Source organism: Rhodococcus sp. ARC_M5 (assembly GCF_022810405.1).
GTDB classification, from domain to species: Bacteria; Actinomycetota; Actinomycetes; order Mycobacteriales; family Mycobacteriaceae; genus Rhodococcoides; species Rhodococcoides navarretei.
Genome location: NZ_JALGQE010000020.1, coordinates 55,463 through 81,759, shown reverse-complemented (window position 1 = coordinate 81,759; position 26,297 = coordinate 55,463). Strand labels below are relative to the sequence as shown.

Annotated in this window: 24 protein-coding genes; 14 read left to right on the top strand and 10 right to left on the bottom strand. The window is 62.6% G+C overall.

Annotated elements, in window-relative coordinates; translation table 11 throughout:
- Window positions 1-577 (bottom strand): MBL fold metallo-hydrolase (locus tag MTX34_RS22410; RefSeq protein WP_206510259.1); only part of this gene is annotated, 577 nt, incomplete at its 3' end.
- A gap of 414 nt (window positions 578-991) precedes the next feature.
- Here MTX34_RS22410 and MTX34_RS22405 point away from each other — a divergent pair.
- The 3 genes from MTX34_RS22405 (at window position 992) to MTX34_RS22395 (ending at window position 2,149) form a co-directional block, all read left to right on the top strand.
- Window positions 992-1,450, top strand: a complete 459-nt coding sequence (locus tag MTX34_RS22405; protein WP_080733148.1) for a class I SAM-dependent methyltransferase — start codon at window positions 992-994, stop codon at window positions 1,448-1,450.
- Window positions 1,451-1,788: 338 nt separating this feature from the next.
- The gene (locus tag MTX34_RS22400) at window positions 1,789-1,944 is read left to right on the top strand and encodes a hypothetical protein (RefSeq protein ID WP_155288742.1); all 156 of its coding nucleotides are present in this window, start codon (window positions 1,789-1,791) and stop codon (window positions 1,942-1,944) included.
- A gap of 55 nt (window positions 1,945-1,999) precedes the next feature.
- The gene (locus tag MTX34_RS22395) at window positions 2,000-2,149 is read left to right on the top strand and encodes a hypothetical protein (protein ID WP_155289453.1); all 150 of its coding nucleotides are present in this window, start codon (window positions 2,000-2,002) and stop codon (window positions 2,147-2,149) included.
- Window positions 2,150-2,301: 152 nt separating this feature from the next.
- Here MTX34_RS22395 and MTX34_RS26065 read toward each other — a convergent pair whose 3' ends face one another.
- The 5 genes from MTX34_RS26065 to MTX34_RS22370 all read right to left on the bottom strand — a co-directional run bounded on the left by MTX34_RS26065 (window position 2,302) and on the right by MTX34_RS22370 (window position 8,697).
- On the bottom strand, window positions 2,302-2,748 hold the full coding sequence (locus MTX34_RS26065) for a hypothetical protein (RefSeq protein WP_308198557.1): 447 nt from the start codon (window positions 2,746-2,748) through the stop codon (window positions 2,302-2,304).
- Between the two features lie 581 nt (window positions 2,749-3,329).
- The gene (locus MTX34_RS22385; RefSeq protein ID WP_243610850.1) at window positions 3,330-4,562 is read right to left on the bottom strand and encodes a TniQ family protein; all 1,233 of its coding nucleotides are present in this window, start codon (window positions 4,560-4,562) and stop codon (window positions 3,330-3,332) included.
- Window positions 4,559-5,497 (bottom strand): TniB family NTP-binding protein, encoded by a 939-nt coding sequence (locus MTX34_RS22380; RefSeq protein WP_243610849.1) that lies wholly within the window; start codon window positions 5,495-5,497, stop codon window positions 4,559-4,561. Before MTX34_RS22380 ends, MTX34_RS22385 begins: the two co-directional genes overlap by 4 nt.
- A gap of 4 nt (window positions 5,498-5,501) precedes the next feature.
- A complete protein-coding gene (locus MTX34_RS22375; protein ID WP_243610848.1) occupies window positions 5,502-7,172 on the bottom strand; it encodes a Mu transposase C-terminal domain-containing protein in 1,671 nt (556 codons plus the stop codon).
- 721 nt (window positions 7,173-7,893) lie between these two features.
- Window positions 7,894-8,697: a ParA family protein gene (locus MTX34_RS22370; RefSeq protein ID WP_032407517.1), complete on the bottom strand. Its 804-nt coding sequence runs from the start codon at window positions 8,695-8,697 to the stop codon at window positions 7,894-7,896.
- A 1,497-nt stretch (window positions 8,698-10,194) separates the two neighbouring features.
- Here MTX34_RS22370 and MTX34_RS22365 point away from each other — a divergent pair.
- The 3 genes from MTX34_RS22365 to MTX34_RS22355 all read left to right on the top strand — a co-directional run bounded on the left by MTX34_RS22365 (window position 10,195) and on the right by MTX34_RS22355 (window position 13,764).
- Window positions 10,195-11,358: an integrase gene (locus MTX34_RS22365; RefSeq protein ID WP_243597319.1), complete on the top strand. Its 1,164-nt coding sequence runs from the start codon at window positions 10,195-10,197 to the stop codon at window positions 11,356-11,358.
- A gap of 502 nt (window positions 11,359-11,860) precedes the next feature.
- Window positions 11,861-13,060, top strand: coding sequence for a hypothetical protein (locus MTX34_RS22360; RefSeq protein ID WP_243597318.1), 1,200 nt, complete (start codon window positions 11,861-11,863; stop codon window positions 13,058-13,060).
- 56 nt (window positions 13,061-13,116) lie between these two features.
- On the top strand, window positions 13,117-13,764 hold the full coding sequence (locus tag MTX34_RS22355; protein WP_243597317.1) for a hypothetical protein: 648 nt from the start codon (window positions 13,117-13,119) through the stop codon (window positions 13,762-13,764).
- A 153-nt stretch (window positions 13,765-13,917) separates the two neighbouring features.
- Here the strand turns inward: MTX34_RS22355 and MTX34_RS22350 are convergent, their stop codons facing one another.
- The 3 genes from MTX34_RS22350 to MTX34_RS22340 all read right to left on the bottom strand — a co-directional run bounded on the left by MTX34_RS22350 (window position 13,918) and on the right by MTX34_RS22340 (window position 17,531).
- Window positions 13,918-14,991 carry a hypothetical protein gene (locus tag MTX34_RS22350; protein ID WP_243597316.1) on the bottom strand — a complete coding sequence of 358 codons (1,074 nt, stop codon included), beginning with the start codon at window positions 14,989-14,991 and terminating at the stop codon, window positions 13,918-13,920.
- Between the two features lie 410 nt (window positions 14,992-15,401).
- On the bottom strand, window positions 15,402-16,040 hold the full coding sequence (locus tag MTX34_RS22345; RefSeq protein WP_243610847.1) for a hypothetical protein: 639 nt from the start codon (window positions 16,038-16,040) through the stop codon (window positions 15,402-15,404).
- A 276-nt stretch (window positions 16,041-16,316) separates the two neighbouring features.
- A complete protein-coding gene (locus MTX34_RS22340; RefSeq protein WP_243610846.1) occupies window positions 16,317-17,531 on the bottom strand; it encodes a hypothetical protein in 1,215 nt (404 codons plus the stop codon).
- A 929-nt stretch (window positions 17,532-18,460) separates the two neighbouring features.
- On the opposite strand from MTX34_RS22340, the gene MTX34_RS22335 reads away from it, so the two are divergent.
- Together MTX34_RS22335 and MTX34_RS22330 are read left to right on the top strand one after the other, a co-directional pair.
- Window positions 18,461-19,267, top strand: a complete 807-nt coding sequence (locus MTX34_RS22335) for a hypothetical protein (RefSeq protein WP_243610845.1) — start codon at window positions 18,461-18,463, stop codon at window positions 19,265-19,267.
- Between the two features lie 220 nt (window positions 19,268-19,487).
- Window positions 19,488-19,967: a hypothetical protein gene (locus MTX34_RS22330; RefSeq protein WP_243610844.1), complete on the top strand. Its 480-nt coding sequence runs from the start codon at window positions 19,488-19,490 to the stop codon at window positions 19,965-19,967.
- Between the two features lie 286 nt (window positions 19,968-20,253).
- Here MTX34_RS22330 and MTX34_RS22325 read toward each other — a convergent pair whose 3' ends face one another.
- Window positions 20,254-21,516: a hypothetical protein gene (locus MTX34_RS22325; protein ID WP_243597311.1), complete on the bottom strand. Its 1,263-nt coding sequence runs from the start codon at window positions 21,514-21,516 to the stop codon at window positions 20,254-20,256.
- Between the two features lie 305 nt (window positions 21,517-21,821).
- Here MTX34_RS22325 and MTX34_RS22320 point away from each other — a divergent pair, with 305 nt between their 5' ends.
- From MTX34_RS22320 to MTX34_RS22300, 6 genes are all read left to right on the top strand, one after another.
- Window positions 21,822-22,439 carry an SMI1/KNR4 family protein gene (locus MTX34_RS22320; protein WP_243597310.1) on the top strand — a complete coding sequence of 206 codons (618 nt, stop codon included), beginning with the start codon at window positions 21,822-21,824 and terminating at the stop codon, window positions 22,437-22,439.
- A 190-nt stretch (window positions 22,440-22,629) separates the two neighbouring features.
- On the top strand, window positions 22,630-23,118 hold the full coding sequence (locus MTX34_RS22315; RefSeq protein WP_243597309.1) for a hypothetical protein: 489 nt from the start codon (window positions 22,630-22,632) through the stop codon (window positions 23,116-23,118).
- A gap of 189 nt (window positions 23,119-23,307) precedes the next feature.
- Window positions 23,308-23,514 (top strand): hypothetical protein, encoded by a 207-nt coding sequence (locus MTX34_RS22310; protein WP_008720325.1) that lies wholly within the window; start codon window positions 23,308-23,310, stop codon window positions 23,512-23,514.
- Between the two features lie 48 nt (window positions 23,515-23,562).
- On the top strand, window positions 23,563-23,688 hold the full coding sequence (locus tag MTX34_RS25830) for a hypothetical protein (protein ID WP_269596439.1): 126 nt from the start codon (window positions 23,563-23,565) through the stop codon (window positions 23,686-23,688).
- A gap of 32 nt (window positions 23,689-23,720) precedes the next feature.
- Window positions 23,721-24,722: a hypothetical protein gene (locus MTX34_RS22305; RefSeq protein WP_243597308.1), complete on the top strand. Its 1,002-nt coding sequence runs from the start codon at window positions 23,721-23,723 to the stop codon at window positions 24,720-24,722.
- A 372-nt stretch (window positions 24,723-25,094) separates the two neighbouring features.
- On the top strand, window positions 25,095-26,267 hold the full coding sequence (locus MTX34_RS22300; protein WP_243597307.1) for an ATP-binding protein: 1,173 nt from the start codon (window positions 25,095-25,097) through the stop codon (window positions 26,265-26,267).
- Window positions 26,268-26,297: the final 30 nt, after the last annotated feature.

The following is a 26,297-nucleotide window of genomic DNA, read 5'->3' as shown; positions in this document are numbered from 1 at the left end:
CGTGACCCGGAAAGACCTGGATATGATCTGGCTGCGTGACGAACGACCGCTTCAGACTGCGGAAGATCTGTTTGGCACCCTCGAAACGGGTGTCGACACCGTCGGCAGCTTCGTCGAGTAGGTCCGGGCGGCCGAGATCACCGGCAAAGACGAAGTCGCCCGTCAACATGTATCCCGGAGCATCGGCGAAGGCACCGTCGGTCACCAGGAACGAGAGGTGCTCCGGGGTATGACCGGGCGTGTGAACGGCTTGCACGGTGATGTTGCCCAGAGCCAGCGTGTCGCCATCGTGGAGGCGTTCGGCCTCGAAGCCGTACTGCCAATCGTCGCCGCCCTCTCCTGAGACGTAGGTGACCGCCCCGGTGGCCTTGGCCAGCTCGCGAGTGCCGGACAGGTAGTCGGCATGGATATGGGTCTCGGTCACGGCGGTGATGGTCATGCCATGCCGATCGGCCAGATCCAGATACACACCGATGTCGCGGCGGGCGTCGACCACCACTGCCTCTCCTTTGGCCTGGCAGCCGATGAAGTATCCGGCTTGGGCGAGGTCTTCGTCGTAGATGCGTTCGAGAAGCATCGAAATCTCCTTGTCGATCGTGGCGGCGTTCGTATGGGTGTCAAGAATCCACGGTACCCCGTGGGGTATTTTTGCAGGTTCTGTGCGTCGAGGCGCACGGTTCCGATTCCTGCGGGGTGGAGGTGAAGTGGGCGGCATTCCACTGGGCGACCAGGGGCATCGCAACCGACTGATCCAGCGAGGCGCAACGACTCACAGCGCCACCGCAGCGGTTGCCGACCATCACGTCCTCCTCAGCCGTCCGGCACTCGCCGACTCGGGGCGGACGAGGGAATTTCATTCCTCCCGAGTGTGACGTTTGTCAGAATTGGCGACTAGCCTCATCCATAATGTACGTACATCCGTACGATCAATCAAGGAGAGGGTGGCGTATACCTCGGCACGTGTCCTTGCACCACCTGCTCGAACGCCGGAATGACCTTCCAACACGACTGCTGTCGATGCAGTGCACCTGGCCTCAATGACCACCAATGTCGTGACCACACGGCTCGCGCCCACACCGACGTCAGACCGGATGCGCACCCGCCGCTCGGGGACGCTCACGCTCTGGACTTCCCCGATACATCCTTCGACACCATGGTGTGCACGTTCTCGCTCTGCGCCATCCCAGCCCCGGACATCGCGCTCTCGGAAATGTCGCGAGTGCTGCGTCCAGGTGGAACAATGCTCCCCGCCGATCACGTCGCCTCGTCGATCCGGCCGGTTCGATGGATCCAACGCGCCCTGAAACTGGTGAGCATCCCGATCGGTGGCGTGCACTTTCTGCGACGGTCCTCGCTCGCGATCACCGGTGACGAGAGCTTCTCCATCGAGGACATCGACCGGTTCACTCTCGGTCTCGTCGAGCGTCTTCACGCCCGAAAGGTGTCCTGAACGGGCAGGTACGATGGGCGCGGCACGCGCGGCCGACCATATTCCGGTACTTCTGCCTCGACGAACGCGAGAAGCCGCTTCAGCAGTGCATCCGCACGGTCGTCGAGCGTTGAATCGACGCCACCGAGTAGCTCGTGCGCGTCCCGGCGTGCCTGGGTCCCGTATTCGTAGTATCCGGGGTCGAGTACCGAAGCCGAGGCGGGCTACGGGACGAGCTGTGCGCTCGGTTGCCGTGCCTGCACCGAGTGGAGTCGGTGCACAGGTACTCGCCCGTCCAGGTGGGCTCGAACGATGTCGGCGACCGCACGGGACGTGAGTGGGGTCGCAATCAACGGGGTGTGGCCCAACCGGTCGATCGCAGTCGACAGCGGCTGCCGATCGGCCGGATCGACGTACCGGTCGAATCCGCCGAGTCCGGTACCGCCCACGGCATCGAGAGCATTCGGGTACTCGGATACCGCGTGCGATGGCCCAGCACCTCCAACAAGCGCTGATACACCATCCGCGGCGAGATACCCCGCCCCCGTCAGTGCCGGGGGAAGTGACAGTGTGGACGCCGCGGCCTGTGTCGATACGAAGGGCGTCGATCCTTGGATCGGCGGTGACATTGCAGTGCCGCAGGGCCGCGATCTGGGTGTACGGCAGACCGGTCGAGGCGAAGATCAGGACGCGGGCGTCTCGCCGCGCGAACAGTTCTGACGGCCAACCGGATTCGGGGAGGCGGGCGATGATGCCGCCGATCACGGCTGCCAGCTCGTGCAGGCGCGCCGTACGCGCCACGTCCAGCGCAGCCCGAACGATCTCCGCGCGCCCCGGAGGGGGTAACAGCTGCCGGGAATGGGTGCCGTCGATCACCGCGATCCGGCGGCGTTGGGTCGTCGACGTAGCGAGGTGCACGTGGAGGACGCCGCGACGACCTGCAGCCAACGTACCCACGCGCAGACCGGGCAGGATTCGTGACGGCCGGTGAACGGTAGGGCTTTGAAGGCCCCGACGCCGTCCTGATCGGTCTTCGACGCCCGAATCCGTACGTGCGCACCGTCGAGGCGGTCGCGGCGGACACCGCCGCATTCGAGCGCCACGAGTTCGCTACGACGAAATGCGCCGGTATAGCCCATCAGAAGCAGCGCGGTGTCGCGCCGTTTGAGGACCTCCGACGCCCACCCGGTCACACTGAGACGTGCATGATCGACGATGGTGGTGATGTCGGAGGTCAGCAGCGGTGCGCGTGGATTGCGTGGCCGCTCGCCCGCCGACGCGTAATCCCGCCGAATACTGGCGAGGGTGGCGCGGACCATCTCGTGCCCGCCCGGGTTGTCGTGTCTGGTAGCGCGGTGGCGTCCGCGCGACCGCCGCGATCCATTTGCCGAACGTCGCCGGCGCATACGCCCGCATCCCGTCGTCGACGGTGAGCGTGTCCGCCGGCGGCGACGAGATAGGCCGCCACCGTCGCGGGATGCGCCGGTAACGAGATATACCCGGTGGCGGCGCACCAGGTTTCGAAGCGTCTCCACGCCGAGGCGTAGGCCCGCCGGGCGCCGGCGGAGCGAGACGCAGCGATCGAGCGCTCGATCCGAGCGGCAACCTCCGGCGGTAAAGCAGGAAACACCGCCGCACCACCCGACACGCAGCCGGAACCGTGTTCGAGCCGTCCGCGAGCTGGCGTTCTGTCATATGCAGGACTGTAGCGGGCACCTCCTACACATTTATCGAACAGAAACTACGCTCACCTGGCGTTTCCTCAAGGACGGTGCGGGAAGGAAAATTCTCGTCGGTCACCGCACAAACAACGTTGGTGACTATGACCCCGGCGCGAAAACGGGCTTCTCGGCTGTCGCCGCGCATGCGTCGCGGACGACCCCGCTCCATCGGGCGATAGCTACGTCGGCGGATGGTGCAGCGGGATCCCGTGGTCGAGGAACAGTTGCACCGTCTCATCCAGCTCCGCTGCGGTGCGGCACCCCCAGCGCAGGAAGTTGTACAACGAACTGGCGGATGCGGGATCGACGCGCGCTGCCGCGATGGCGGCCTCGGCCGCAGCGTGCGCGTCAGCCCACAGATCGCGCTCAGGTGCGAAATAAGACGAGCGCGTCGGAGCTGTCCCGGGATCGACCGGCTCATAGGGTCGTGGGCTCAGCAGAGAGGCGTGCGCACCGCCGGCATCGATCTCACCGCTCTCGACCATCGCAATGCCGATCGCTGCGGCCTCGAGGACTGTCGCCTGCTCGTCCCAGTGCAGGTCCTCGAACGGAACCCACGCGGTCCGGAGCGGGCGAGACCGACCGGCGGCCTTCCAGATCGCAACGAGCCTCGTCGCCCACCGTCCGGTGCGAACCAGTGGCGTGGACACTTCGTCGACGACGGTGCGCAGAAGCCGGAACCACACTGCGGCATGTACCCGGCCTGGGCCGAGTTCCACCCATCCCGTCGTCAGAGCCTCGGTGCTGCGCCGATCGAGGTCCGTGACCGCTGAGGGAACCGGAACGGGCGAGACCCGTTCATGCGAACCGAACCGGACCTGATCCCAGAAGATTGCATGACCAGGGAAAGCAGAGCAGGGTTCGAGTCGACAACGGTGGTCGAGGCAGCTGCTCAGCACCGGATATTGGTGCAGCAGAGTCATGTTGATATCAGCAGTGGATTCGAGGCTGTCGATACATGCCGGGCATGCCCGACTGCGCGGAGTGCTCGCCCACGGCAACCATGCTTCGCTCGTGGGTGTGCGGCGTCGTCGATCCTCCCTCGCGAGGTCGGCCGGTAGCAGGATCGAGAATTGGTGGACGTAGGTGTCGAAGTCGCAGTCGGCGGGGTCGGTGCTGTCGAGCAGCCACGGTGTCCACCCCGCCAACGTCATCATCCGCACCCTCTCTACCGGGACTGCGCCGCGACCGGCCAGCTCGGCAAGTATCGGCTCCGGTGTGTAGCGGTCGAGATCCTCGACAGAACAATCGGTTTCGAGGTCTGCAAGCAGGTCAGAGGGCCTGATGTGCGGATACAGCTCGCATATCCGGGCCAACCAGGACGAGAGGGCCTCACCTGGCAGTGGCTGCGGGTGCAGCGGCCACGGGCGAACGTACGCATCATCGGGCATCGCCGCGAGCCGCGCGTTCATGCGAGGTGGCGTTCGAACTGGCGGCGTCGCTCCGTGGGGCCGAGGTACGGAGTGCGCGTGAGCACCGATGAGGTGATCGCTTCCTCTCCGCTGTCGACGGCGGTCACTGCTGCGGCTGTGAGCAGCGTTGTCAGTTCACCGATGGTGCCCTCGGAGCGGGTGAGGAGGTAGTCGGTCATCTCCGGTGATGTCAGGTGCGAGGGTGTGCGGAGGGGGAAGCTCGTGGTGAAGCTGGCCAGCAGTGATCTGGTGTCGGCAGTGTTGGTCCAGACCGGCAAAGTCATGGGGTGGAATCGGTTCTCCAGCTGGGGATCGGTCCGGATGGCGAGGTAGGCGTCGCGGGTTCCGACAGCGACAAGAGGAATGCGTAGTTCGTTGCCCAGGAACCGCAGCACGTTCAAGAATTCGCGGCGGACGTTGTCACGGCCGGCGAGAACATTGTGGAGCTCGTCGATGATCAACATCTTCACGCCGGTGCCGCGGAGCAACATCAATGCTTGCTGTTCGAGTTCGTGGACCCGATTGCGTGGTCGGGTCGGTGTTCCCAACGCTGTGAGCAGTGCGAGGTAGAACCGGCCGGGTGACGGGTCCGGGGGCATCTGCATGCACAACACCGGTATCTCCTCGCGGTCGGACAAGCTGATCGGCGGATGAGTGCGCCGGAACTTTTCGATGATCATCGACTTGCCGTTGTTGGTCGGACCGAGCAACAGTAGGTTCGGCATACGCTGTCGGTCCGGCCACGACAGCAACGTCTCCAGATGGTCGATGACCGTACGGGCCTGCGGATACCCGATCCACCTCTCCGACCGGATCAACCGGATCCGGTCCGCGTCGTCGAGTGCGGTGAGCGGTCGAACCGACTCCCGCAGGTGCCCCAAATCCTCGCTGGACGACTCGGTGGTTTCGTCGCTGCTTCCTGTCGATGCGGTCATCGCGTCACCATTCCTCGATGTCGCTGAAGACCGGTGTTGCGGTGCCGGCGTCCGCTCGAGGCTCCACCGGCGGGTGGATCGCCGGGATCGGTGCAGACGCGGTGCCGGTGAGGTGTGTGCGGCGGGCGCGGTTGCGCCGGGCTTTGCGGGTGGCTTTCTGCGAGCGGTCGGTGACCTCGCGCATCTGCTCGATCATCGAAAACAGTGCGCTCTCATCGACGTTCGACCGACCTTGTTCGCGGAGACGGGTGATAGCAGCTCTGTGCTCCCACAGTGTCACTGCGGGATGTGACATCGTCCGGTACGGCACCTCGACATAGCCGGCACCGTCTGGTTCGAGGACCCAGATTCTGCTCAAATCTCGTGGGTCACGTCGTATCACGAACCGTCCCAAGTCCTCTCGCCGCGCAACCCACGGTTTGAGCGCGTTCGAGAAGTAGTGCACGTGATCGAGGACGAAGCCCGTGCGCGTCAGACGTCGCCGGATGACGGGAAGAAAGTCCACCAGGAACGCGGTTTCGCCGAGCACCACACGAGGGGCATGACCAACTGCGGCGACCCCGCCGGCCCACACGGCGGCCGGAGTGTTCCCGATCCCTTTGTGAACACTCGCGTGATACGAGGCTATGGCCAGGACCAGCCAGCGCTCCAACTCACGCAATGTCAACGTCGCATGCTTGTCCGAGTCGTAACTTCCTCGGTCCGCTGGGTTCGAGAAGGTGGTCCCAGGCAGCTCGTGCACCGCCGTCATCGCCGTTCCGATGATGCGTTCGACGATCCCGCCGTAGTGCGGTCGGCCCGGAGGACGGTATTCGAGTGTGATGGCGTGCTGGGCGCATCCGCGGCGCAGCGCTTCGCTTTTGAACTCGGAGGCGTTGTCGAGATACAACTGTTTCGGTTTCCCTGCCATCGGCCACTGCACCTGTTCCGCGAGCTCGCATGCCTCCAGCCATGTCTGCTTCTCGCAGCACACGCGGCCCAGGCACAACCCGACCGATATCGACGACGGCGGCTCCAGAGTGACGACGAACCCGAGTACGGAACGGCTGAGGACATCGATGGCGATCGTCAGGTAGGGGCGACCGATCGGTTGCCGCTCGTACTCGTCGACGACCATCAGATCGACGACGGTGTGGTCGATCTGGACCTGATCGAGAATCCCCGAAACCGTCGGTGGACTGTCGCCGGCGGACTGACGTGGGCGGGCGGCATCGGGTCCTCCGCGTGACCTGGCCACCGATGCCGGATGGAGCGCGGCGATTCGTGCGGTGACGGTATTTCTGGCCGGCACTGGCAGACCCGCGCGGTGACAGGCCAGTGCTATACGTCGGTGCAGCGCAGCGATACTCAGCTTCTGGCGGTGAAGAAAATATCGGGTGAGATGATCGCCGATCACTTCTTCGACCTCAGCCGCTACTCGGCTGCGGCCACGCCCACCCGGCGAGACCTTCGTCAGAAGATCGGTGACCGTACCTGTCCCGTCCCTGAGTTTGCCAAGCAACGCATAGACCCGACGACGCGACAACCCCAGTCGTTCGGCCGCATCATCGACCGCTGCCAAACGCACCGGATGCATCTCCAGCAAGGGAGCCAAGACAGCGAATCGGGTCTCTGCCTGCGCCCACCGCTCCCCCGACGCCGTCAGCACACCGGTCTCCACGACGTCGAGCTCCATCACAAGCCTCCCTGTCACCGAGAGCTGAACGCGCGACCGTGCACCGCACTTCCGACATCAGAATGTCAGAAGACACGTGCACTCATCCTCGAAACGCCTGCAAAGAGTGCAGCCGTCTTTTGAAACTGACAGATTCGGCCGCGGGGTGTCTCGATAAACGATCGTCAAAAAGGACTCCGAGCCTCGGTGGGGGTGCCTGAAGTCTCGGTCCCGCCGTAGGTCTGCCATCGCGCACATGTAGTGACTGAATACTTATGGGTGACCAAAAGGGCTGTGCTAGCAACGCTAGCTAGCACAGCAAGCGGGCATCCTCATTCAACGGTCTAGATGCCCCGCTTGTCGAGGTACTCACAGAGCGCTGCGTCGGTCAAGGAAGCAATACTGATTGATCGGTCCCCTGTCTCGTACCGCAGCCTGTCGACGGCTCTGTTCAAACGAAGCTTGGTAGAACTCCGTATCCGCACATTGTGCTGCTCAGTAAATTTTTCCGCGCCTGGTCCTGCCGCCGGCCGCGCATTGTGCTGAGCCAACGGTTCGTTCGTTGCCGGAAGAGTGGGCTCGTTTGTCGGTCTGATACCGCCAGCACTGGTCGGAACGTCGACGCTCGGCGAACCGGTTGATTCTTGCTGTGCTTCGAGCCCAACGCGCCTGGGTGAAGCGGTCGGTCGCGAAGGGAGGTCTGCAGCCGGATGGCGGCGGATGGCGGGTTCGCGTTGTGCGTTCATGCGGCAGGCTCTCCTAGGAGGTCGATAGACAGTTCTTTCAACAGGGCGTCGTAGGCGACTTGCAGGTCTATCGCCCGGCCTCCCTTGTAAGAATGGATGGGAGTGTGGCTGCTATGAGCGTCTTGGCGCGCCGCCAGCTCCGGGATCCCCGCTCTTGCAACCAATTCGCCGTATGCAGCACGCAACTCGTCCTCGCGATACTGATGCTCCGAGGTCCTTCGTTTCTTAGACAAGACGATCTTCTCGAGCTCGAGACGAGGGTTCGCACGCCGCTTGACGTTGGTGATGGTTTCCTCAACCTTGGTAATCGCTCGCACGCTGTCGATGGTGGGTTCGGTGACCGCGATGACTGAGTCGCAGGCGCAGAGGACCGCGAAAAGTAACTTTCCAAGCGACGGCGGGCAGTCGATGAAAACTGCACTGTAAGGCGACAGATCGACACCCTCAAGCGCGATATCCAACCGAAAGATCAAGTCGTTTGCACCGTCAGCCTCAAGATTGGCGAGGCTCTGAGTCGCCGCGATCAGGTCGACCCGATCCCATTCGGTTGCTACTACCGCATCCGCTGCTGCACCCTCGCCAGTGACCGACATCAGGTCGAAGGTAGTTCGCATGTCGTCATCAACGTCGACTCCCAGACCGGTCGTCGCGTTGGCCTGAGGATCCATATCGATGACGAGGACGTGTTTGCCCTTGTCCGCCAATGCACTCGCCAATCCGAGTGTTGTCGCTGTCTTCCCAACCCCACCCTTCTGGTTACATATCGCGAACTTCCTGGGTTGCTTCGACGACGTCGACATTGGGATTCGCGTTCCTTTCTCTGTTTGAGGATCAAGGCCAACGAACTTTTCTCCGAGGAAAACTGCGTTGGCTCGCACCCTGGACCTATGCCCTGCAAGCCTTCTGGCTCGCTACGCTATAGCCAATTGCTTCGTGTGCTGCGTTAACACGCGGAGCGAACCTTGCGACGAGTGCTTGGCTCGCTTGCGTAGCTCGCTTCGCTCGTCTCGCACTGTTTGCACGCCGAGCTGCAGTACCTTGCGTATCTAGCCAAGCGGATCTAGTTACGCTAGATAAACGTGCTCGACGAGCAACTCTCACTTGCCTCGCAAGCACCGCTTGTGTAGCACTCGCAACTAGTGCACCACGCCTATCTAGCGTTGTTTTGCTAGCTACGCCAGCTACGTTAGCGCAAGTACCGGCGCTCCGCTCGCTCTGCATCCTTTGCTAGCTCCGCTAGCTATCATTGCACCCATACCTTTTCAATTACTGCTCAACAGAACGCGAACGGAGCGAACCCGGTTAACTGCCCGTCTGCGCGCAGGGCGAATCTCACGTGCAACCGCCCTCAGCAGGATAAATAGCAATGCTAGATGGCCTAGCACTCGCGTATGCCGAAGCCCAAGAGTGTCTGTACAGGGCTGGCGTTGCAGAGCCTTGCAACACCTTGCTCCACAGTGCGTCAGCCGAATCCGCCGGACCCACGGTTCGGCGGATTGAACTGAGAGGCGAGATAACTGCGACGGACTGCGCCAGACAGCAACATCGCAAACCGAACATTCGCGAGCCTGTGATCACGTACGGATTGGGCGCTCTGTTCAACCCAGGCGAAATCATGCCCGGTGTCAGTACCGCTAGCGTTGCGAGCTCCGATAGCTATCATCACTAGCGTTGGCATTCATCACAACAGGTTGGACGGTCGTCTTACAAGATGATGACCTATGGGGTGTCGCGCGACTCGTCGGCTGCAACCGACTCAGCCTGCGGCGAGTTCAGCGTCGAGGATGAGGACTTGACGGTTGACTGCGTCCACAAGCGCCGCCGGCAACCATTCTCAAGGTGCGTAACGTGCGTCTTACCGACACCCAAGACACAGCGCCGCACCGCGAGGCTGTTCCCTGTCTAAGTCGTAGGAACGGTCGGAACCACGACTGCGCCCGAACGCAACCAATGATTCGGTGGAATACCGCAGTAACGGCGGGCCCCACGGCCACGAGGGAATCCCACACTTCGAGGCCCCAAAAAGCAGACGCGAAACGGACGGTCGTTGTAACTACCGGGGGAGGCAACGACCGCCAAGATCGCCTGGTGCAGCCCCGGGCCGGATCAAACTGGGGTCTACTACGGCGGCTCTTTCAAGTTGATTAGCAGGGACATTCATCCCGCCTTCGTTGTCACCCATAGTTCAATGGAGTTGACCCACGTAAATTGCATTTTCCGCAGCGTCTGGGGTGAAACACCAGTTCAGCACAGTTTTACGCTGCAGGCGTGTCTGTGACCTGCGCTAAGCTGCTCTGATGGACTTTCGACCAACCCGGACACCTGCGGTCGGCATGCCTGAAAGCATCGGGGCCGTGGCGGTTGAGCCGGAGATCCCACCCGCCGTCGCGAAGCGCATCGCGAGCGCCGTGCAGTCCTCCCGCTCCGAGGGAACACGTAGGACGTATGCGGCCGCGTGGAGACGCTTCACTAGCTGGTGCGAGTCGAATGGTCACGTGACGCTTCCGGCGCACCCGATCACTGTTGCCGCCTACCTTGTCGACGCCGCGGACACCCGCACGGAAACAGGGGAGCGGGCCTACGCCGTCGCCACTTTCGGCACCTGGATCGCCGCGATCAACCACCAGCACCGCACAACAGGCCATCTGTCTCCGACTGCCCACGAACTCGTCGCCGCCACCCTGTCCGGTATCCGGCGGGAGTATGCCTTGGCTGGGGACCGACCCCGCACCCCGCGAGACCCGCTACTGGTCGACGACATCAAACTCCTCGTCGGGACCTCCCGAGAACGGTGCCGCGGATGGGCGGACGAAGTCCTCGAACGCCGTGACTCCGCCATCCTGTTGCTGGGGTTCGCCGGCGCGTACCGCCGTAGCGAGCTGTCGGAGATGGTCTGTGGAGACGTCGCTGTGCATCGACACGACGGTCTGCACATCCGACTGCGGAAGTCGAAGACCGACCAAGAGGGCAGGGGAGCGATGAAGGCACTGCCTTACACAGACTCTTACGAGACCTGCCCACCCTGCGCGTACGTCCGATGGGTCCAGGTCGTCGCTGCGTTCGACCTCGGCGGCAGGCCATCAGTGATCCGGCTACTCCGCAATCGCGAACCGTTCGACGCGCACGTGTGCAGTGAGGGAGTACCTCGCACCGCCGCTCGCGCGCCGCTGTTTCGCGCAATCGCCAAAAACGGAAACCTCGGTGCCAAGCCGCTGTCCGGAGCAGCGATCCACCAGACCATCCGCCGGCGAGCCCACCACGCCGGCTTCGACCCGACCGCGCTCGCCAAGCTGGGCGGGCATTCCCTGCGCGCCGGGTTCGTCACCCAAGGCACCCGCAACGGAGCCGACGGATCCGCCATCGCCCGGCAGACCGGCCACGCCAGCCTCGACTCTGTCGAGGTCTATCGCCGCGAGCACGCGCCTCTCATTGGCAACGCTGTCAACGAGATCGGGCTGTGACGGGTCAACTGAGCAGAGACGCATTGGATATGATTGTGCAACAACGGTTCTGAGTTAGACGTGGTTCGGACCGAATGCGCAGACTCCGTTACCTTAACGCCGTCTGCGGTTAACTTCGTTGACTGACCGTGGCTTAAATGAACGCGAGAACGGTGCCGATTTTCGGAAATGGGCTAGCATGTGGCAATGCTGACAACACGTAGAAAGTATGTCTCGGCCCGCTGACTCAAACGGCGGCCAACATCAGGTGCCGCCCGACCTGTTTGCCATGACCGCAGATATTGCGACGCGCTACAGCGCTGCAATAGCGGTACACAGAGACCTCCTGGCACACATTGCTTCGACACGTGGTCCCACACATTCGGATCCGCGCTGGCCGGTAGACACCAACCCGCTCGAGGGTCCATCGCTGCTGGACGCCAGACTGAAAATCCACCTCCGCCACAGCTATCAAGACGCCGGGGACCTCGGATCCTTTCCTACAGAATCCAATCCGTTAGCAGTGCGCATTCACGTACAGGCCTTCGCGGCAACGTACCCCGACCGCGCAGCTGCCCGCAGCGATCTACTCGACGCCGTCACCGAGGTCGAAAGCGAAGCATGGACGCGCGCGCTACTCGGCGACCGTTGGGCCGACCACGCCTACGAACTGGTGAGGGACGAGCATCCTTCTGAACGCGTGCGCGATCGCATGTGGTTCAAGCAGCGGATCTACGTGGTACTGCTCGGGCAAGACGGGGAACCCACGCTCGCTCCAGACAACTTCGCCTTCCCAAGGCTATGGCATGGCATCTGCTCTGCCCGCAAGATCAGACCCCAATCCGCTTCTCTGGGAGCGCACATCGAACGCGTCGGCCCCTTCTTCGACACCGGCGAGATTCGGGATCCGAACACCGATGCCGATGGGGGCTGGCGGGTCGAGTTCACCGGACTCGACCCCGCTGACCTCACTGCCTCAGCCGGGGACGCCGCACGACATCTGATGCGCCGTGTTCGTATGCGCGGGGTGATCGACAGCAAATTCCGTACCACGCGCGTCCATATCGAAAACGACACTGCCCGTGTGTATTTCCTCTGGGCCAAGAACCCGAACACGTTCGCGCTGTCACTACCGCTACCTCAATCAGTCAACGACCTACCTGGACCGCCGGCCGATACACCCGGCTCCCTGGTCTCCGAGACTTTCGCGAACTGGCAGGAAAACTTGCGGACCGGATTGCTGTTCTGGGGCACACGTACACGAATGAGCGACGGGACACTGCATGTGTCATGGCCCACGGGTGGCCTGCAACGTGATCGCGCCTACTACATCGCGAACGTGCCACAGCACGACAAGTCCGGAGTCTGGCTTGCCGAAGCGGGGTTGAACATTGACAAAACCGTTGCAGCACAGTCATCCGGTCATCTCGCCGCCTGGCTGCAGGCATACGTCAACAACGCGGCCGGAAGACCGTTCGTCGCCCACGCGGCAGCAAGATGGGACGACGACACCACCGCGGTCGTCGATGTCGTCGAATCGGTACCGAACACACCAAGGTCTGTGCTGACGAAACTGGTCCAAGCAATCACCCACGCACTAGCCAACTCCGGCGCACGGACCATCGAATTGCATTATGTCGACCACGCTTTCGTGGCCTTCGGGTACATCGAACATCCCGGTTCGGAAGGCACGATGCACCTCGACGTCACCACGATGCCATGACTACGCCGCACGATGACGACGCTGATGCAGACCTCGACAATTCACCGAGGAGGCGTATGGAGAACCGTTTCAGGGAAGACCGACGCCTGGGGCTTTTCATCGCGGCCGTTACCACTCTCGTTCAAGCGGTCGCTCGACGCGATCGATGGCAGATCGCCCGTAAGAGCACGGGACCTTTGCTTCGAGACCTGTTGGCCGGGCGGTACGACGAGGTGTTCGTTGTCGATGTTCACGGCGAGCTGCCCTGGCTCGAAGACGTTCCTATTGCTGTCGCCGACGATCGCGTTGCTGTGGTCGTCGGGTCTATCCCCGCGTCGAGTGAATCCGGACCGATTTCGATCACAGCCGTCTTGGTCTCGCGCGATAGTCCACGGCTCTGGTTGGTCGCGGCGCTGAACTTCGAGCTCGTTGCAGACCGGGATTTTCAAAAACAGGTCCAGTTGGGGATGTTCGACGAGGAGGAGGATCTCGCGGCTATCGCAGCGCACGGACAACTCGACACCGAAGCAGCTGGCATCGACTGGGACGACCCCACGGTGGTCCTTCGGTCCGACGAGAAGGTCACGTGCACGGTCGCAGACGCAGTAGCCGAATTGAACGATTTCGATCGGTCGGCGTGGAGTTGGCTGGCCGCTGATTGCATCACCTTCGGTGGCATGTACCTCCGAGCAAGGCATCCAGAACTGGTACGCGAGTATCCATAGCCCGACCACTTTCGGCAGGTCAGTAAGTCTCGAACGAGTTCGCTCAACCGGCTCGAATTCGGTGATGCGGCCCTTGAGCGCAAGGCGCGTAGCGGCACTGTACGGCGAACCCCATCCGACGAAAGGAACCTTTCAGCGGGCCTGCAAAGGGGACTAGAAGTCGAGCCTCCAGGCGGAGGCTTCGGTCCAGAGACCGTCTTTGTTGTGTCGGTACTCGGTAGGACTGTCGGAGATGCTTATTGCTGCGGGGTTGAGCCAGTGTGTGGCGTCGGGTGTCCAACCGGCCAGGACGCTGGCACTGTCGCCGTCGAGCAGGTGCACCGGTACCGCGTTGCCGGCGGTCGTGAGATAGCCCCAGACGGTGAGGTGGACTGCATCGAACTGCTCGGCCACCGATGCCCAGTCGGGCATGTGCCATCTGCCGGCGCGTCCGGTCGTGTTGTACCAATCGTGTCGACGGGATGCGGTGACCTCGATGGGATGGTCTTCGACCAACCGCGCCCAGTCTGCAGGTTCGGTGATTTCGTAGATGCGTGGGTTTCCGTCCACGGCGACGGGTGAAACTCGTGCGCGGTCCCAACCCATGTCGTCTTCGGTGAAGTCGAGAGCCAATGCGGGGATTTCGTTTGTTGCGCGGGTGGTTTCGGGGCTTCCGGCGGCCATGGGTGTCGACCACCAGAATCCGCTGTACGGTGCTGCCGGGTCTGACGGTCGATCCCGAGCCGCGCGGTTCTCCTCCTCGATGAGTTCGGTTTTCCAGTCGTTCCATGCGGCAGTCGTCGGGCGTTCGACGGTGCCCCACCCTCCGAAGTGCTCGTCGTACCACCACACCGATCGCTGGGAGGTGAGGTCAGCGGGGGATCCGAACCACCGGGTGTGTGGTGCTGCGGAGATTGCTTCTGCGATCCGCCGGAGTGGTCGACCGAGCTCGTGTGAGTCGAGGATGACGTCGATTTCGTCCGGTGGCTGCCAATAGCGGGCATAGCCAACCGTTTCCATCAATGCGGTCAGCAGATCGGATGCGGACGACGCCGTGAACGCCGATGTAGGGATGCTGTCGAGGGCGTCGGCTGATGCGCCGAGACCGGAGGGGCCGTAGTCGACGTACCCGTGGGCGGTGCGATTGAGAACCTGGTGCAGTTCGAACGTCGGGTCGAGGTGCGAGGCGAGAGACGCGCAGAAGCGCCGTCCGCGTGGGCACAGCAGTAGCGCTTGTACAGGGTCCATACGACATCACACTCCCATCGCCGAGCTCGAGCGTAACGTCCCGAGCTACGACACCGTCGCACCATCTTTCGTAGACAACTTTGCAGTACTGATTCTCTGCGGGTCTACCATCGCAGTGATCGCGGCCGGACCGACGTGGCCACGCGTGAGCGGTCAACGGGAAGGTTCGTAACCTGACAAGCCGGTCGGCAGATCGTCTACCTCTCCTGGGAAATCCAACAGTCATCAACTCGCCCGACCATTATGCGGCCGTGCCGTGGTGGTGACGGAGACGAGGGCGACCCGACGGTCGGAGGCGGTTTCGAACCGTCTCATATCAGCCACTCGGTTGATCATGATCGGTAGAACCCGATTGGCCGAGTAGTCTCTGGCACAGAGGATCTTTCGGCGAAGGGTAGTGCGCGAACGGTTCAGTCGTCGACGGCGAGATCGAGTACGAGGATCTCGGTTCGCACCGGTACCGAGAATCCTGTGCGCGGTGCACGGTCGTCGGGTTCCTCGGCCGGTCGGTAGACGTGCAGGCTCTCGGGTGGGTTGACCAAGTTGTAGAACCACTCGGTGCCGGCGATACGTTCGAGTTCGTGCCACCCGACATGTGAGCCGGTTCGAAAGTCGTTCAGAATCGAGACCAGTTGAAGTCGCTGCACGATCCCGGTCGTGACGCGGTCCTCGTCCACAGTGTTCGACCACGCTGTGAGCGGCTCACCGGGTGGCCTGTTCGGTGTGTCGAACGCGGTGACGCGGAGTGCTCCGGAGACCGTCAACGTTGCAGGTACGGGGATCGTCGAGGTGTATCCGAACCGGAGCCCACCTGATGTGGCCGTGGCGGGTTGCAGTCGGGTGTTCTGTTCGGGGGTGGACCCGAGGTGGACGACCGTGTCGGCGTTCGTCGCTGTCAGGTTCGCGGTGAGCGACCATCCAGGTCGCAACCCTGCCCACAGGCGGGCGAACGGGTCATTCCAGAACAGTTCGAAACGCACACGCTCGCCGAGTTCCGGTGGCCTGCTTCGCGAGTACTGCTGAGAATCGAAGATCACGGGCACGAGCATCTTCGAAGTATTGACCCAGTGACCCGTCGGACTTGCGTCCGGTCGTTTGCGCTGCGCGCCACGCCGGGCTGGTCAAGGATCTGGAAACGGGCGACACATTGGTGCGCGAGTGGCATGCATGGGAGTGCAAGGCTCTGCGAGAGCTGCTCGAAAGCTAAATGGACGACCCTCTAAAGGATCCATCCCTACGTATTTGAGTATGGAACGGGCTCTGCCCCAGCTTGAGTCGGCCGACCATGTGGCCACGACCGACGACAACAACCCTCAACACGCAGCTTATGCAGCTAGACGCAGCTTCAGGCCGTCCACCGTCTCGCTTGGCAAACCGAGCCACCCAATTTCTATTGCCACAGACAAGAAACTTTCCACTACAGTCAACGCGCGCTCCACGATCTCCCGTTCCTCGGGGTCACCGGTGTCTGCATGTTTGATCTTCTGCAACTTTTCGCGTGCCACAACTAACCCGGCCGCCGCAACCTCATGAAATATTGAGCGCTCGGCTACTTGCCCCCCATGTACGAAACAAAGAGCCTGAGCCCGCTTAGTGGGTCTACTGATGCCCTTACTCTTGTCGATGTACACGAAATCACTGCCAGCAGCTCGATCAGTAGCCTCCAGCCAGGCCAGAACTTGCTTATCAGGGAACGCTTCGCGAAACAACCTGTCAATCAACTCCACCAACGAGCCAGCGGCCTGCGCGACTCCATCCTCTGATGTGTTCAAAGCAGTGGAGGCCCCAGCTAGCTTCCGGCTCAGCTTGGCACTTATCTCGGCGAGCGTCTTGCGGGTGGCACCCGACAGAAGCGGCCGCAGGTTCTCGATGATTTCCCCGAGGTCGGATTCGCCAGGCAAATTCGGGTCGAATGCGATCGAGCTGAAATCGAAATTTGCCTCCAGTACATTCGTGAGTACCCCGTCAAGTGTCAGCACGAGATGCAGGACCGAATTCGTGGGACCAGTTCCAAACGGACCTAGCTTCGCTACCTGCTCCGGGGTAAGGAGGATTGCGCAGTCATCTACGGCAAGCGCGTACGGCTGTATTTTCGAGATCAACTGCCGCAGAGCGTGTGCCAACACGGTCGTGTCCGAAACCAACGCCGCAGCTAGCCGGTCGTATGCCGCCGCACCGATGAAACGGCGAAGAAATCTCTTCCAACTGTCGGTACCGGTCTTCTTAGCCCACCGCGGAACCTGCATCTCGGAAAGTTCCGTCAGACGAGCCGTGAACCGTTCAATCTCATCCCCAGATTCGGGAAGATCGAACGTCTCGATCAGCCAATCGAGGCGCTCCTCCGCGGATCGCAAATCGTGTGGGTCGACAAATACCATCGCGGCGGTTATGGCCGCGTCCAACAGGGTCAGAATCCAATCGTGCAGCTCAAGGATCGAGCGTTGCCCCTCCGGCAATTTCGCTAGTTCTTTCACAAGCTCGGACCTCCCCCAACTGGCGGAGGAAAGCGACGACGACTGCGGCGATTCGTTTGAGCCCATTGCTCTTTCCGTTCATTTTGCCGGACACCCGCGCCCCTTCCAGAACGCGGGTGTCCGTACAGAACCGAGGTCCTACTTGCCTTTGCCTGCACCGTTCTTAGTGCGATCGACGACCAAGTAACCTTGCCCCGATTTGGGGGTAGGAGGCAGCGGCTTGCCCTTCGTAGTGGTGCGCTCTTCCCCAGTGCGCCCGCCGCGCGGTCCGACGATCTCGACCTGCCCCGAGTTGGGAGCCCTGGTTCCGGGTTTCAACGGTTTGGAAGCGGCCATAATGGCGACTCCATTCTCGCGCATCCAGGTCTCTTGCAGACCGAGACGTATCTGGAACCGCAGCGCGTCGATTTGTTACGGAACACCGCGAGTTCTAGAGTCGGAAATCAACCACGATTGACCAATACCTGAAGCCTCGGCGTATATGCCCGAGGCTTCAGGCATATCTGCGTTCCCCATCTTAGTTGTGCAGTCCGACACATCGGACAGGACACGCCGTAGAAACCCAAGATGTAGCCTAACGAATCGGACCAAGGCACTACATCTGGTGACGGATCCTGCTATCGGGAACGTCCGGGCTTCAAGCTCAAATCTCTTATGCGGTGCCGCCAGTTCCATCCTGGAATGGACGATCTCATGGCAGCACGTTGCTGAGTGATCTGCACCATGGAGTACAACGTGGCAGAAACCGTTCATCACATGGACTTCCAGGTTCGCTCGGCCCCAGACTTCCAACTGGCTTCGAGCGTTAACATGCGGATTAGGAGCTTCGTCAACATCTCTTGACGGTGCGGTAACTTAACGAGGGCGACCTCACCAAGCCTCCTCGGGCTTGTGGGTTGTACTGGAGGTGCGGGGCGTGTTTACTGGCGTTCGGTGACCCCGCGCCCGTCGGCTTCGTCTGGCGGTCCTCCTAGTTCGCGGGTTTTCATATGTGGTTGCAAGAAGTAGAGGGTCAAGTCCTCGAACAATTCATCTACGACGGTGTCTCGTTGGCCGACGCGAACGCGATGCGTCGCTTACCGCCGGTGCACCGAGATCTGTTCGACAGCTTCGTGTTTGCCGCCACGGCCGTAGCGGTGGGGGAGAGCGACTGGAGCAGATTTCCGATCGCTTGCTTGGGCTATCTGTCGGCCGTGCACGGTGACCTCACGTTGGTGCCGCCGTTGATACCTCCCGACACCGCCGACGTGGTGGCGGACGTGCTCTCACGTTTCACACCGTTCAAATCCGGAGATGAGCGCGTTGCGGACGGTTCGCGCATCAACGAAGAACAGTACCGACTCGCGGAGGAATTGTTCACCCGTCTCGGAGGTGATCATGGGGACGGCGCAGGTGCTGCCGGGGCGAGAGCGCACAGCAGGATGATGTCCGCGCGTATTGCAGATGGGTTCGTTCATCCTGTGATCGGGGCGCACATCTGGAGCGATGTTCCTGCCGCTCCGCGGGCACACCCGGGCAGCGGCCCCGAAGTCACCGTTCTCGAACTCGTTGAGGGAATCCTCGCTCGGTGGCGCCAGTTCCCGGCCGAACGCGCTGGAGCCGAGCGCGACATCCTCACCGAAGCACGCTCTATCGGCTGGTCGGGGGTTCGCGCGCCCAGGAATACGGACGCTCCTAGCGGCTGGTACGCACACTCACCCGAAACCGCCGGCGTCATCGGCCGCGAGGCACACGCCACCAGTGAAGATCCCGCGCGTCCTGTGGTCGACGAGCACGTGCGACCGCGACACGAAGATCGGTGACCGCACTGTGACGGTGAACCGGCTCGCTATGCGTACGGGTCGTGGGGGACTGGTCGCTCACGTCGACATCCTGGTCGAGGCAATCGCGCGTGGGGATAGGTGGGCTGTGGCGCGCCGCGCGACGGGCCCACTGCTGGAGCAGTTGCTGTCGGGTGATTACGACGACACGTTCGGAACGTCAGCGGAATCCGATCGATCCGTGGGTCTGGGCGGAGCGCCGGTGGTTTTGATCGACGGCAACGTGGCGATTGTGGTTGCGCCGGTGACGAACTCAGGATCGGGGTCGGTGGGCGCGGTGACGGCGCTGCTGATCCGGTCTTCGACGCCTGGCACGGAGAGGCGGTGGTTCGTGGCGTCACTGACTCAGGACCAGATGCTGGATAACGAGTTTCAGCGGCGGGTGCAGCACGAGTCATTTCCGATCGACGCCGACCTCGACATCATCGCCGCCCACGGACCCCTCGATGTACGCGCTGCATCGATCGACTGGGACGACGACTCGGTGATCCTTCAGCGCTCTGACACCGGTGTGGTGACCGTGGCGGACGCGCGCGCCGAGGCGGCGACGTGGTCGCGGGAAAGCTGGCATTGGCTTGCCGACGAAGCGCATACATTCGCCGGCTTGTACCTGCGAGGGTGCCATCCCGAACTGGTGCGCGAGTTCCCACCCCAACACCCCCGCTGCGAAGGTAGTGGATGAAGGCACTGCCTCTGCTGCTCCGGCACGGGTTGATGTCGGGACGACCCGCTGCAGTTGCACTTCTGCCGCTGTCGGGTGCGTTCGAGTCGCAACCATGTCGTGACGGAAAGGTAGCTATAGCGAGTCCGAGTGGTACGGGATGCCCGGCATCGAGCGCGCAATTGCCGCGCGAGCGGTCATTGCGTGTTGAATTTCCTGGACTATCAACCGACGGCCCGATGGTCCAGTAGTTCGCGGTGGGCTACACCAACTGCTCTTGGGGGGTTTGCGCCTGGCCAGGCAAAGTTCACTCGGCGGGCGTACCGCGGCGCAGCCTCAAGCATCCAACTGCGATGCCCCCGGCGAGCAACGCTGTGCAGGTCGCAACCACAACTGCAACAGGGGCGAAGGCGCCGACCGCGCCGGGGTCGAATGCGGTCACCGATGCGCCGTCGGGTGTAGTTGATGTCCACCCGAAAGTGTAGGGCTGCAACGGAGGTGCGGACAGGCTGAATACGCACAGCATCGTCGGAAGTAGCAGTCCCGCTGCGCTGACGGTGGCATCCGGGGGTCCGGATGACAGCAGTGTGTAGACGATGGCAGCAGGAAGAACCACCGCGTATGCGATCGTCGACAAGGTCGAGTACGGCACCAGGGCTGAAACGCATATCAAGGCCAACACCATGCAGCCCGAGGGGACCGACGGCACCCGCCACGCACACACGGCACCTGCTACCAGGCCGATCGCCGCAAGTGGAACGAGCCACCATGCGTTCCACGCCATCGAACCGACGGACGTGGCCCCCACCGCGAGTCCGGCGCAGATGAACGCCCCACCACGCCCGTAACCAAGCGCGGCACAGGCTATGACCGCGAATGTGAGAACGGCAGCGACGACCCATTGACCGACGGACGCGGTGTAGTCGCCGAAGAACACGTAGGCGACCCACACCGCAAGGGCCGCTATTGCAATTCCCCATTGTCGTGCGTGCTGTTCAAAGTCACTGAGCGTCTGCGTAATAACACCGGCGAACAGCACAGCGCACGCCACCAGAACGATCACCGGCACTACCGGCCCGGGGTAGAACGGGTCTCCCGGTAGGCCGACCGACCATCGAAATTCGTCCGTCGGTTGTTGTGCTGCCCATTCGCCAAATCGATATCCGGCGGCGGCACCGAGAACGAGCGCGACGAAAGTGCCGCGCTGTCGTTGTGCCAAAAGCGCCGACGCGGCAAGCAGGAGACCGGCACCGAGTCCTGCCACCGACACCGACAATACGGTCGAAATATCGACCAGGGCAGGTGAGAGGAGAACGAGGGAACCGAGAAGGCCGGCGATGCTTACGACACCTCGCCTGGGGAGTTGCGCGGCAACACCGATCACGACGAGCGCGGCCAGGATCGCAACAAACCCTGCCCACGCTGGATTCAGAAAAGCCGACGAGACGGAGGAGTCGCGCTCCGCCACCAGCAAATCGGTAGGTGGCGTTGCCAACACCGCCCAACACCCGGTGAACGATCCCGCTGCCGCAGCAGAAGCGGCAGACAGACGATCCCTTCGCGTCATCATGGCGATAACCTAACGCGTTGCTGGCGTACGCGATGGCGGGCATAGGGGTTCAGTCATGGGTGCTGACACTGAGGGTCCTCGGGAAATGTGTTGCCGCCGAAGGCACAGCTGTTCTTCCCTGACGCAGCCGAATTCATCGCTGGCGCGCCGGCCACTTGTGTGCTCCAGACTACTGCGGCGCAGCCCACAAGTACGAAAGGTGGCGGGGCGTGCTCGCGTCAACATCTCTTGACGGTGCGGTCACTGTCGCGAAGCGATCTGCGTTGCGATAATCGAAAGATCCCTCTGCGCAGTATGGTCGGGCAATGTCGTTGACTCATGAGTGGAACCTCCTCGTGACTGCGCTGCGGGACGTGGCACCGGTGACGGCGCGAACGCTCCGGCCATGCGCGTCGACGAGCGCGGTGAAACGGGCCGAGGCGGCGACGGTTCCGTGGCCGGACGAGCTTCGCGAGTTCTTCGGCCTTCACGACGGGCAGAAGGAGGTCGGCGGCGCGGGACTCGTCGTTCCGGCTGGACGTTTGCTGCAGGTCGTGGAGATACCTCAGCGGCATTCCGACATGGTTGAAGTCATGGCGGATATCGTTGCAACAGAACCAGATATGTACGACGGGACCTACGCCGAGATCGTCGACAACCTGGTCGAGGCGGGCGTCGAGGCAGAAGATCACCTGTTCCTACCGGGGTACGTCCCTATCGCAGCATGGGATTCGAATCTGATGTATTGCGACACCCGTTCGGGAGAGATGCGGGGGAGTGTGTCGTACCGATCAGACGACGGCGGGCACCTGGGTGTGCCAACCTGGCCGTCTTTGGAAGCATTTGTTCGCGACGTCAGGTTGGCCGTGACCGATCAGATATCGATCGGCTGGCACACAGCAGCGGTCGACAACGGGGTACTGGACTGGGACATCGTCGAATGACGTTGCGGCAGGGCGAGAGCGCCGAGATGGCGGTACGGGCAGCAGCGGCCTGCCTTGGAGCGACCACCCTCCGAAACACCTGGTGTTGCGGTTCACCCTCGCCGGTGTCGTGCGGGCAGGCGCGTTGTCGGCAGACGGCGGCGTCCAAGTGACCATTACTCCGTGTCGTGACGGCTCACCCGCTCGATGGTTGACCGATCAGAGACGCGACGGGTGGGATCTGGTCACCCGAGGCCCGTCGGGTTACGAGCGTTACGCACGGTTGAGGTTCATCCCGGATCCGACTTACGACGGTCAGCGCGAAATGGACACCAACCTCGCCAACGACGGACAGCCCGAGATCGCCCAGCTCGGAATCGCTGTCTCCGCCCTCGCCCGGTTCACCACGACTGCGGACGTGTGCTATTTCCTGATCTGGGAGGACTACGAAAACCTCGACCACTTCAGGGCCGCGACAGTCTCGATCCCGGAGCGGCCCTGTTACCTCTTCCGAGGTACTGCGGAGGACGTGTCGACGTTGAAGGACGCCCGAGACGACTCTGGTGAGCTGCCGATTACCTGCGTTTGTGTGGCCGGCCGATCGTGCGTGGTGCATCGCCAACGACGTCGACCCCCACTTCGCCACCATCTGCGCCGGCGAGTCCGCTATCTCAGATCTTCTTCGCACCGCACGAATTGATACGACGCCGGACGATCCCACCAGGTACCCACCGTTTTACGGACTCTCAAGGCCACGGCTCGAAGAACGCGTTCGACGCGCTCGCCGAGGCGCAGTCTCTGCAGCGCAACGGTTTCTAGCGGGCGTTCCGTACCCTCGGGTGGCGGTGCCGAACAGGCACCGCTATCCGAGACGCAAGGAGGCACCTCCATGGCTGGAATCGCTGACAAGCTCGACAAAGCATACGAAGACAAGCCGCTCACCGAGCTCGTCGACGCACCCGTCGAAGCACTGCAGGGCGTTAGCCCTGGCGATGCCGAGCATCTCAAGGCCGCATTCAACATCAAGACCATCGGCGATCTCGGACGCAACAAGTACTTCCTCTGGGCGCAGTCGATCGCCAAGCTCGCCGAGTAAGACTCGAGTACGGCACACACGATGAAGCCACAGGACTGGCTACGTCCTGTGGCTTCATCGCAAGCCGACATCGATGCCTGTGGCGTACCTGCACCATCGACCGTCGACAGCGATGCCGTCGACGAGCATGCGCCCACGTTCGCGGCGGAACGGCCCTCGGCGGCTGTCCTCTGATCGGTCGGCCTTCAGCCCGGTACCGTCGCACTGTGACACCGAGACGGGGCAGCACGGTGGGCGGTTACAGCTATCAGTGGTCACTGTTCGCCGATTGGTGCGCTGCGGCCGATGTCAAGGCGCTACCCGCATCGCCGATCACGCTAGCGGAGTTCCTCGCCGAAAACCCCGCCAGCGAAGCGGTCCAGCTGCGCCGGGTTTCCGCGATCAACCGCGCTCACCTCGACGCCGGCCAGCCCGCTCCCGGACGCGTCACCTCGATCCGGATCGCAATGAACTCGATACGTAGCAACAGAACGATCCGGCGTGCCGCGCAGTACCAGACGATCGCGGCCCGACTGCCGACCTCCGGATCGACGACCGCACTGTTCGGTCGCCGCGACGCCGTTCTTCTCGTTCTCGCCGGAGCAGGCCTGGCCCACAAAGCCATTGCCGAACTCGACCGCACCGACATCACCACCGACGACGACACTGTGTGGATCGGCGGCCGCCACCGAATCCGCATCGCCCCCCACGACGCCAGCAATGTCGAGCCGGCCACGATATGGCACCGGTGGCACACCGTCCTGCAGTTCTCCGAGCGCTACCCGTCGACGACGTTGCTTACAGAACATCTGCAGCGCAACACGTTTCCCGATATGACCGGGCTTCCGCAGCGCAGTGGTCCGGTTGCGGTGCCGATCGACCGGTGGGGCCACCTACCCTTGCCAGTCACGGCGATGACCGCCGCCGAGGTCGGAGCGGTGATCACCAGGCACCGCACCGGGGCTTCGCCACTGCACACCCCGCGCAGCCTCCTCGTCAGACCCACCGACGGTGGTACCGATCGGAGTGACCCGATCGCCGCGCCTGAGCCAGTTTCTGTCGAGCTCGACTCCGGGTACTACCGCTCGGGTGTCGAGGCACGTCGACGCGCCCACACGGCGTTGGCCGATGTACCGGACATGGTCGACGACGTCGAGGACCGCATCGAGCAACTCCTGCAACGCACCCTGCAGCTCCTCGATTCATCCACCAGCGGCGACAGCACTTGATGCGGCACGCTCACGATCCGGCACCTAGGTCGTCGTCCAACTCGTCGAGCAAGAGATCGGACACCGCGCCGCTGCCGCAACGTGGGCGCAGCACCTGGATTCCGAGAACCGCGACAGATGACGTTCAAGGCTCAGGCGTGGGCTCGAGACCCGGTCGCCGATCGTCAACATATCTTGACGGCGCGTAGCCGCTCTTCATGCCATCGGCCGACATCGACACCGTAGAGGCGTCGCGGCACTTGCCCTAGCGCCCGGTGCTGCTTGTCGCCATAGCACGCCCGGATCTGCACCGGACTGCTGATCTATTGGAATGTATATAACCATATAAGACTAAGTCTGATACTTATACATACAATCAGATAGTATGAGTGCATGGAGTACGGACTGAACCCCTTCACACCCGGGTCTGGCACCCGACCCCCCGAGCTCGTCGGACGCACTGCCGAGCTCGAACGCTTCGACCTGTTGATTGCACGCGCGAAACAGCGCCGCTACGACCGCGGTTTGATGCTGCAGGGACTTCGAGGGGTCGGGAAGACCACGCTCTTGGCGACCATGGCGGACCAGGCTCGCCGCCACGACTGGGTGGTGGTCGAGGTCGAAGCCCAGACCAGTGTGGAAGGTGCCGAGGCCCTGCGGAGGCGTATCGCCAAAGATATTTCTCGCGCTGTACGGCGTCGCCAGTTCGCCGGCCCGGTCGCGGACAAGATCCGGCAGTTGACCGAAGAATTCTCGATGTCCGCCACAGCATTCGGTGTCGGAGTCGAGCTCGCTCGCTCATCCGGTGCCGAGAAACCTAGCCTGGGGGTCGAATTCGAGGACCTCGTCGAAGATCTCACCGAGGAACTCCGCAAGGACGGCACCGCGCTGGGGCTGTTCATCGACGAGATGCAGGAACTCGAACCGGCGCTCTTGCAGGTGATCCTGGCTACCCAGCACCGCGCGGCTCAGCGCGAGTGGCCGTTCTTCGTGTGCGGTGCCGGCCTGCCGAACCTTGCGCAAGCATTGGCCGACGCACGCTCGTACGCCGAGCGCCAGTTCGACTACAGGACCATCGGTCCGCTCGCCGACGATCAGGCCCGCGATGCGATCGTCACACCCATCACCCGGCTGAACCAGGACATCGATGCCGAGGCAACCGACTACGTCGTCGCGGCGAGCGACGGTTACCCGTACTTCCTTCAGGTGTTCGGTCACGAGCTCTGGCAGGCAGCCCAGCAGTCCCCGTTCACACTCGCCGACGCCGAGGACGCCGTCGACACCGGCCACGCCTCGCTCGATTCCGGCTTCTACAGCTCACGGTGGCTGCGGGCCACCGAAGCCGAGAAACGCTATCTGGTGGCGATCGCACGCAGCGGAACCGATACTCCGCGGACGGCAGCCCTCGCAGAAGCGCTCGGATCGAATCCGCAATCGATGGCACCGCACCGTGACTCCTGCATACGCAAAGGACTCATCTGGTCTCCCGCCCGCGGCCTGGTTGCGTTCACCGTCCCCGGGATGGCGGACTTCATCCGCCGCCAACCCAACGCACCGATTATCTGACCCCAACACCCAAGGACGTCGACTGGATCG

Coding starts and splice junctions, on each gene's coding strand:
- MTX34_RS22405 (WP_080733148.1), top strand. CDS start 992: ATGACCTTCCAACACGACTGCTGTCGATGCAGTGCACCTGGCCTCAAT.
- MTX34_RS26065 (WP_308198557.1), bottom strand. CDS start 2,748: ATGGTCCGCGCCACCCTCGCCAGTATTCGGCGGGATTACGCGTCGGCG.
- MTX34_RS22385 (WP_243610850.1), bottom strand. CDS start 4,562: ATGAACGCGCGGCTCGCGGCGATGCCCGATGATGCGTACGTTCGCCCG.
- MTX34_RS22380 (WP_243610849.1), bottom strand. CDS start 5,497: ATGACCGCATCGACAGGAAGCAGCGACGAAACCACCGAGTCGTCCAGC.
- MTX34_RS22375 (WP_243610848.1), bottom strand. CDS start 7,172: ATGGAGCTCGACGTCGTGGAGACCGGTGTGCTGACGGCGTCGGGGGAG.
- MTX34_RS22370 (WP_032407517.1), bottom strand. CDS start 8,697: ATGTCGACGTCGTCGAAGCAACCCAGGAAGTTCGCGATATGTAACCAG.
- MTX34_RS22365 (WP_243597319.1), top strand. CDS start 10,195: ATGGACTTTCGACCAACCCGGACACCTGCGGTCGGCATGCCTGAAAGC.
- MTX34_RS22355 (WP_243597317.1), top strand. CDS start 13,117: ATGGAGAACCGTTTCAGGGAAGACCGACGCCTGGGGCTTTTCATCGCG.
- MTX34_RS22350 (WP_243597316.1), bottom strand. CDS start 14,991: ATGGACCCTGTACAAGCGCTACTGCTGTGCCCACGCGGACGGCGCTTC.
- MTX34_RS22345 (WP_243610847.1), bottom strand. CDS start 16,040: ATGCTCGTGCCCGTGATCTTCGATTCTCAGCAGTACTCGCGAAGCAGG.
- MTX34_RS22340 (WP_243610846.1), bottom strand. CDS start 17,531: ATGGGCTCAAACGAATCGCCGCAGTCGTCGTCGCTTTCCTCCGCCAGT.
- MTX34_RS22325 (WP_243597311.1), bottom strand. CDS start 21,516: ATGATGACGCGAAGGGATCGTCTGTCTGCCGCTTCTGCTGCGGCAGCG.
- MTX34_RS22320 (WP_243597310.1), top strand. CDS start 21,822: ATGTCGTTGACTCATGAGTGGAACCTCCTCGTGACTGCGCTGCGGGAC.
- MTX34_RS22310 (WP_008720325.1), top strand. CDS start 23,308: ATGGCTGGAATCGCTGACAAGCTCGACAAAGCATACGAAGACAAGCCG.
- MTX34_RS22300 (WP_243597307.1), top strand. CDS start 25,095: ATGGAGTACGGACTGAACCCCTTCACACCCGGGTCTGGCACCCGACCC.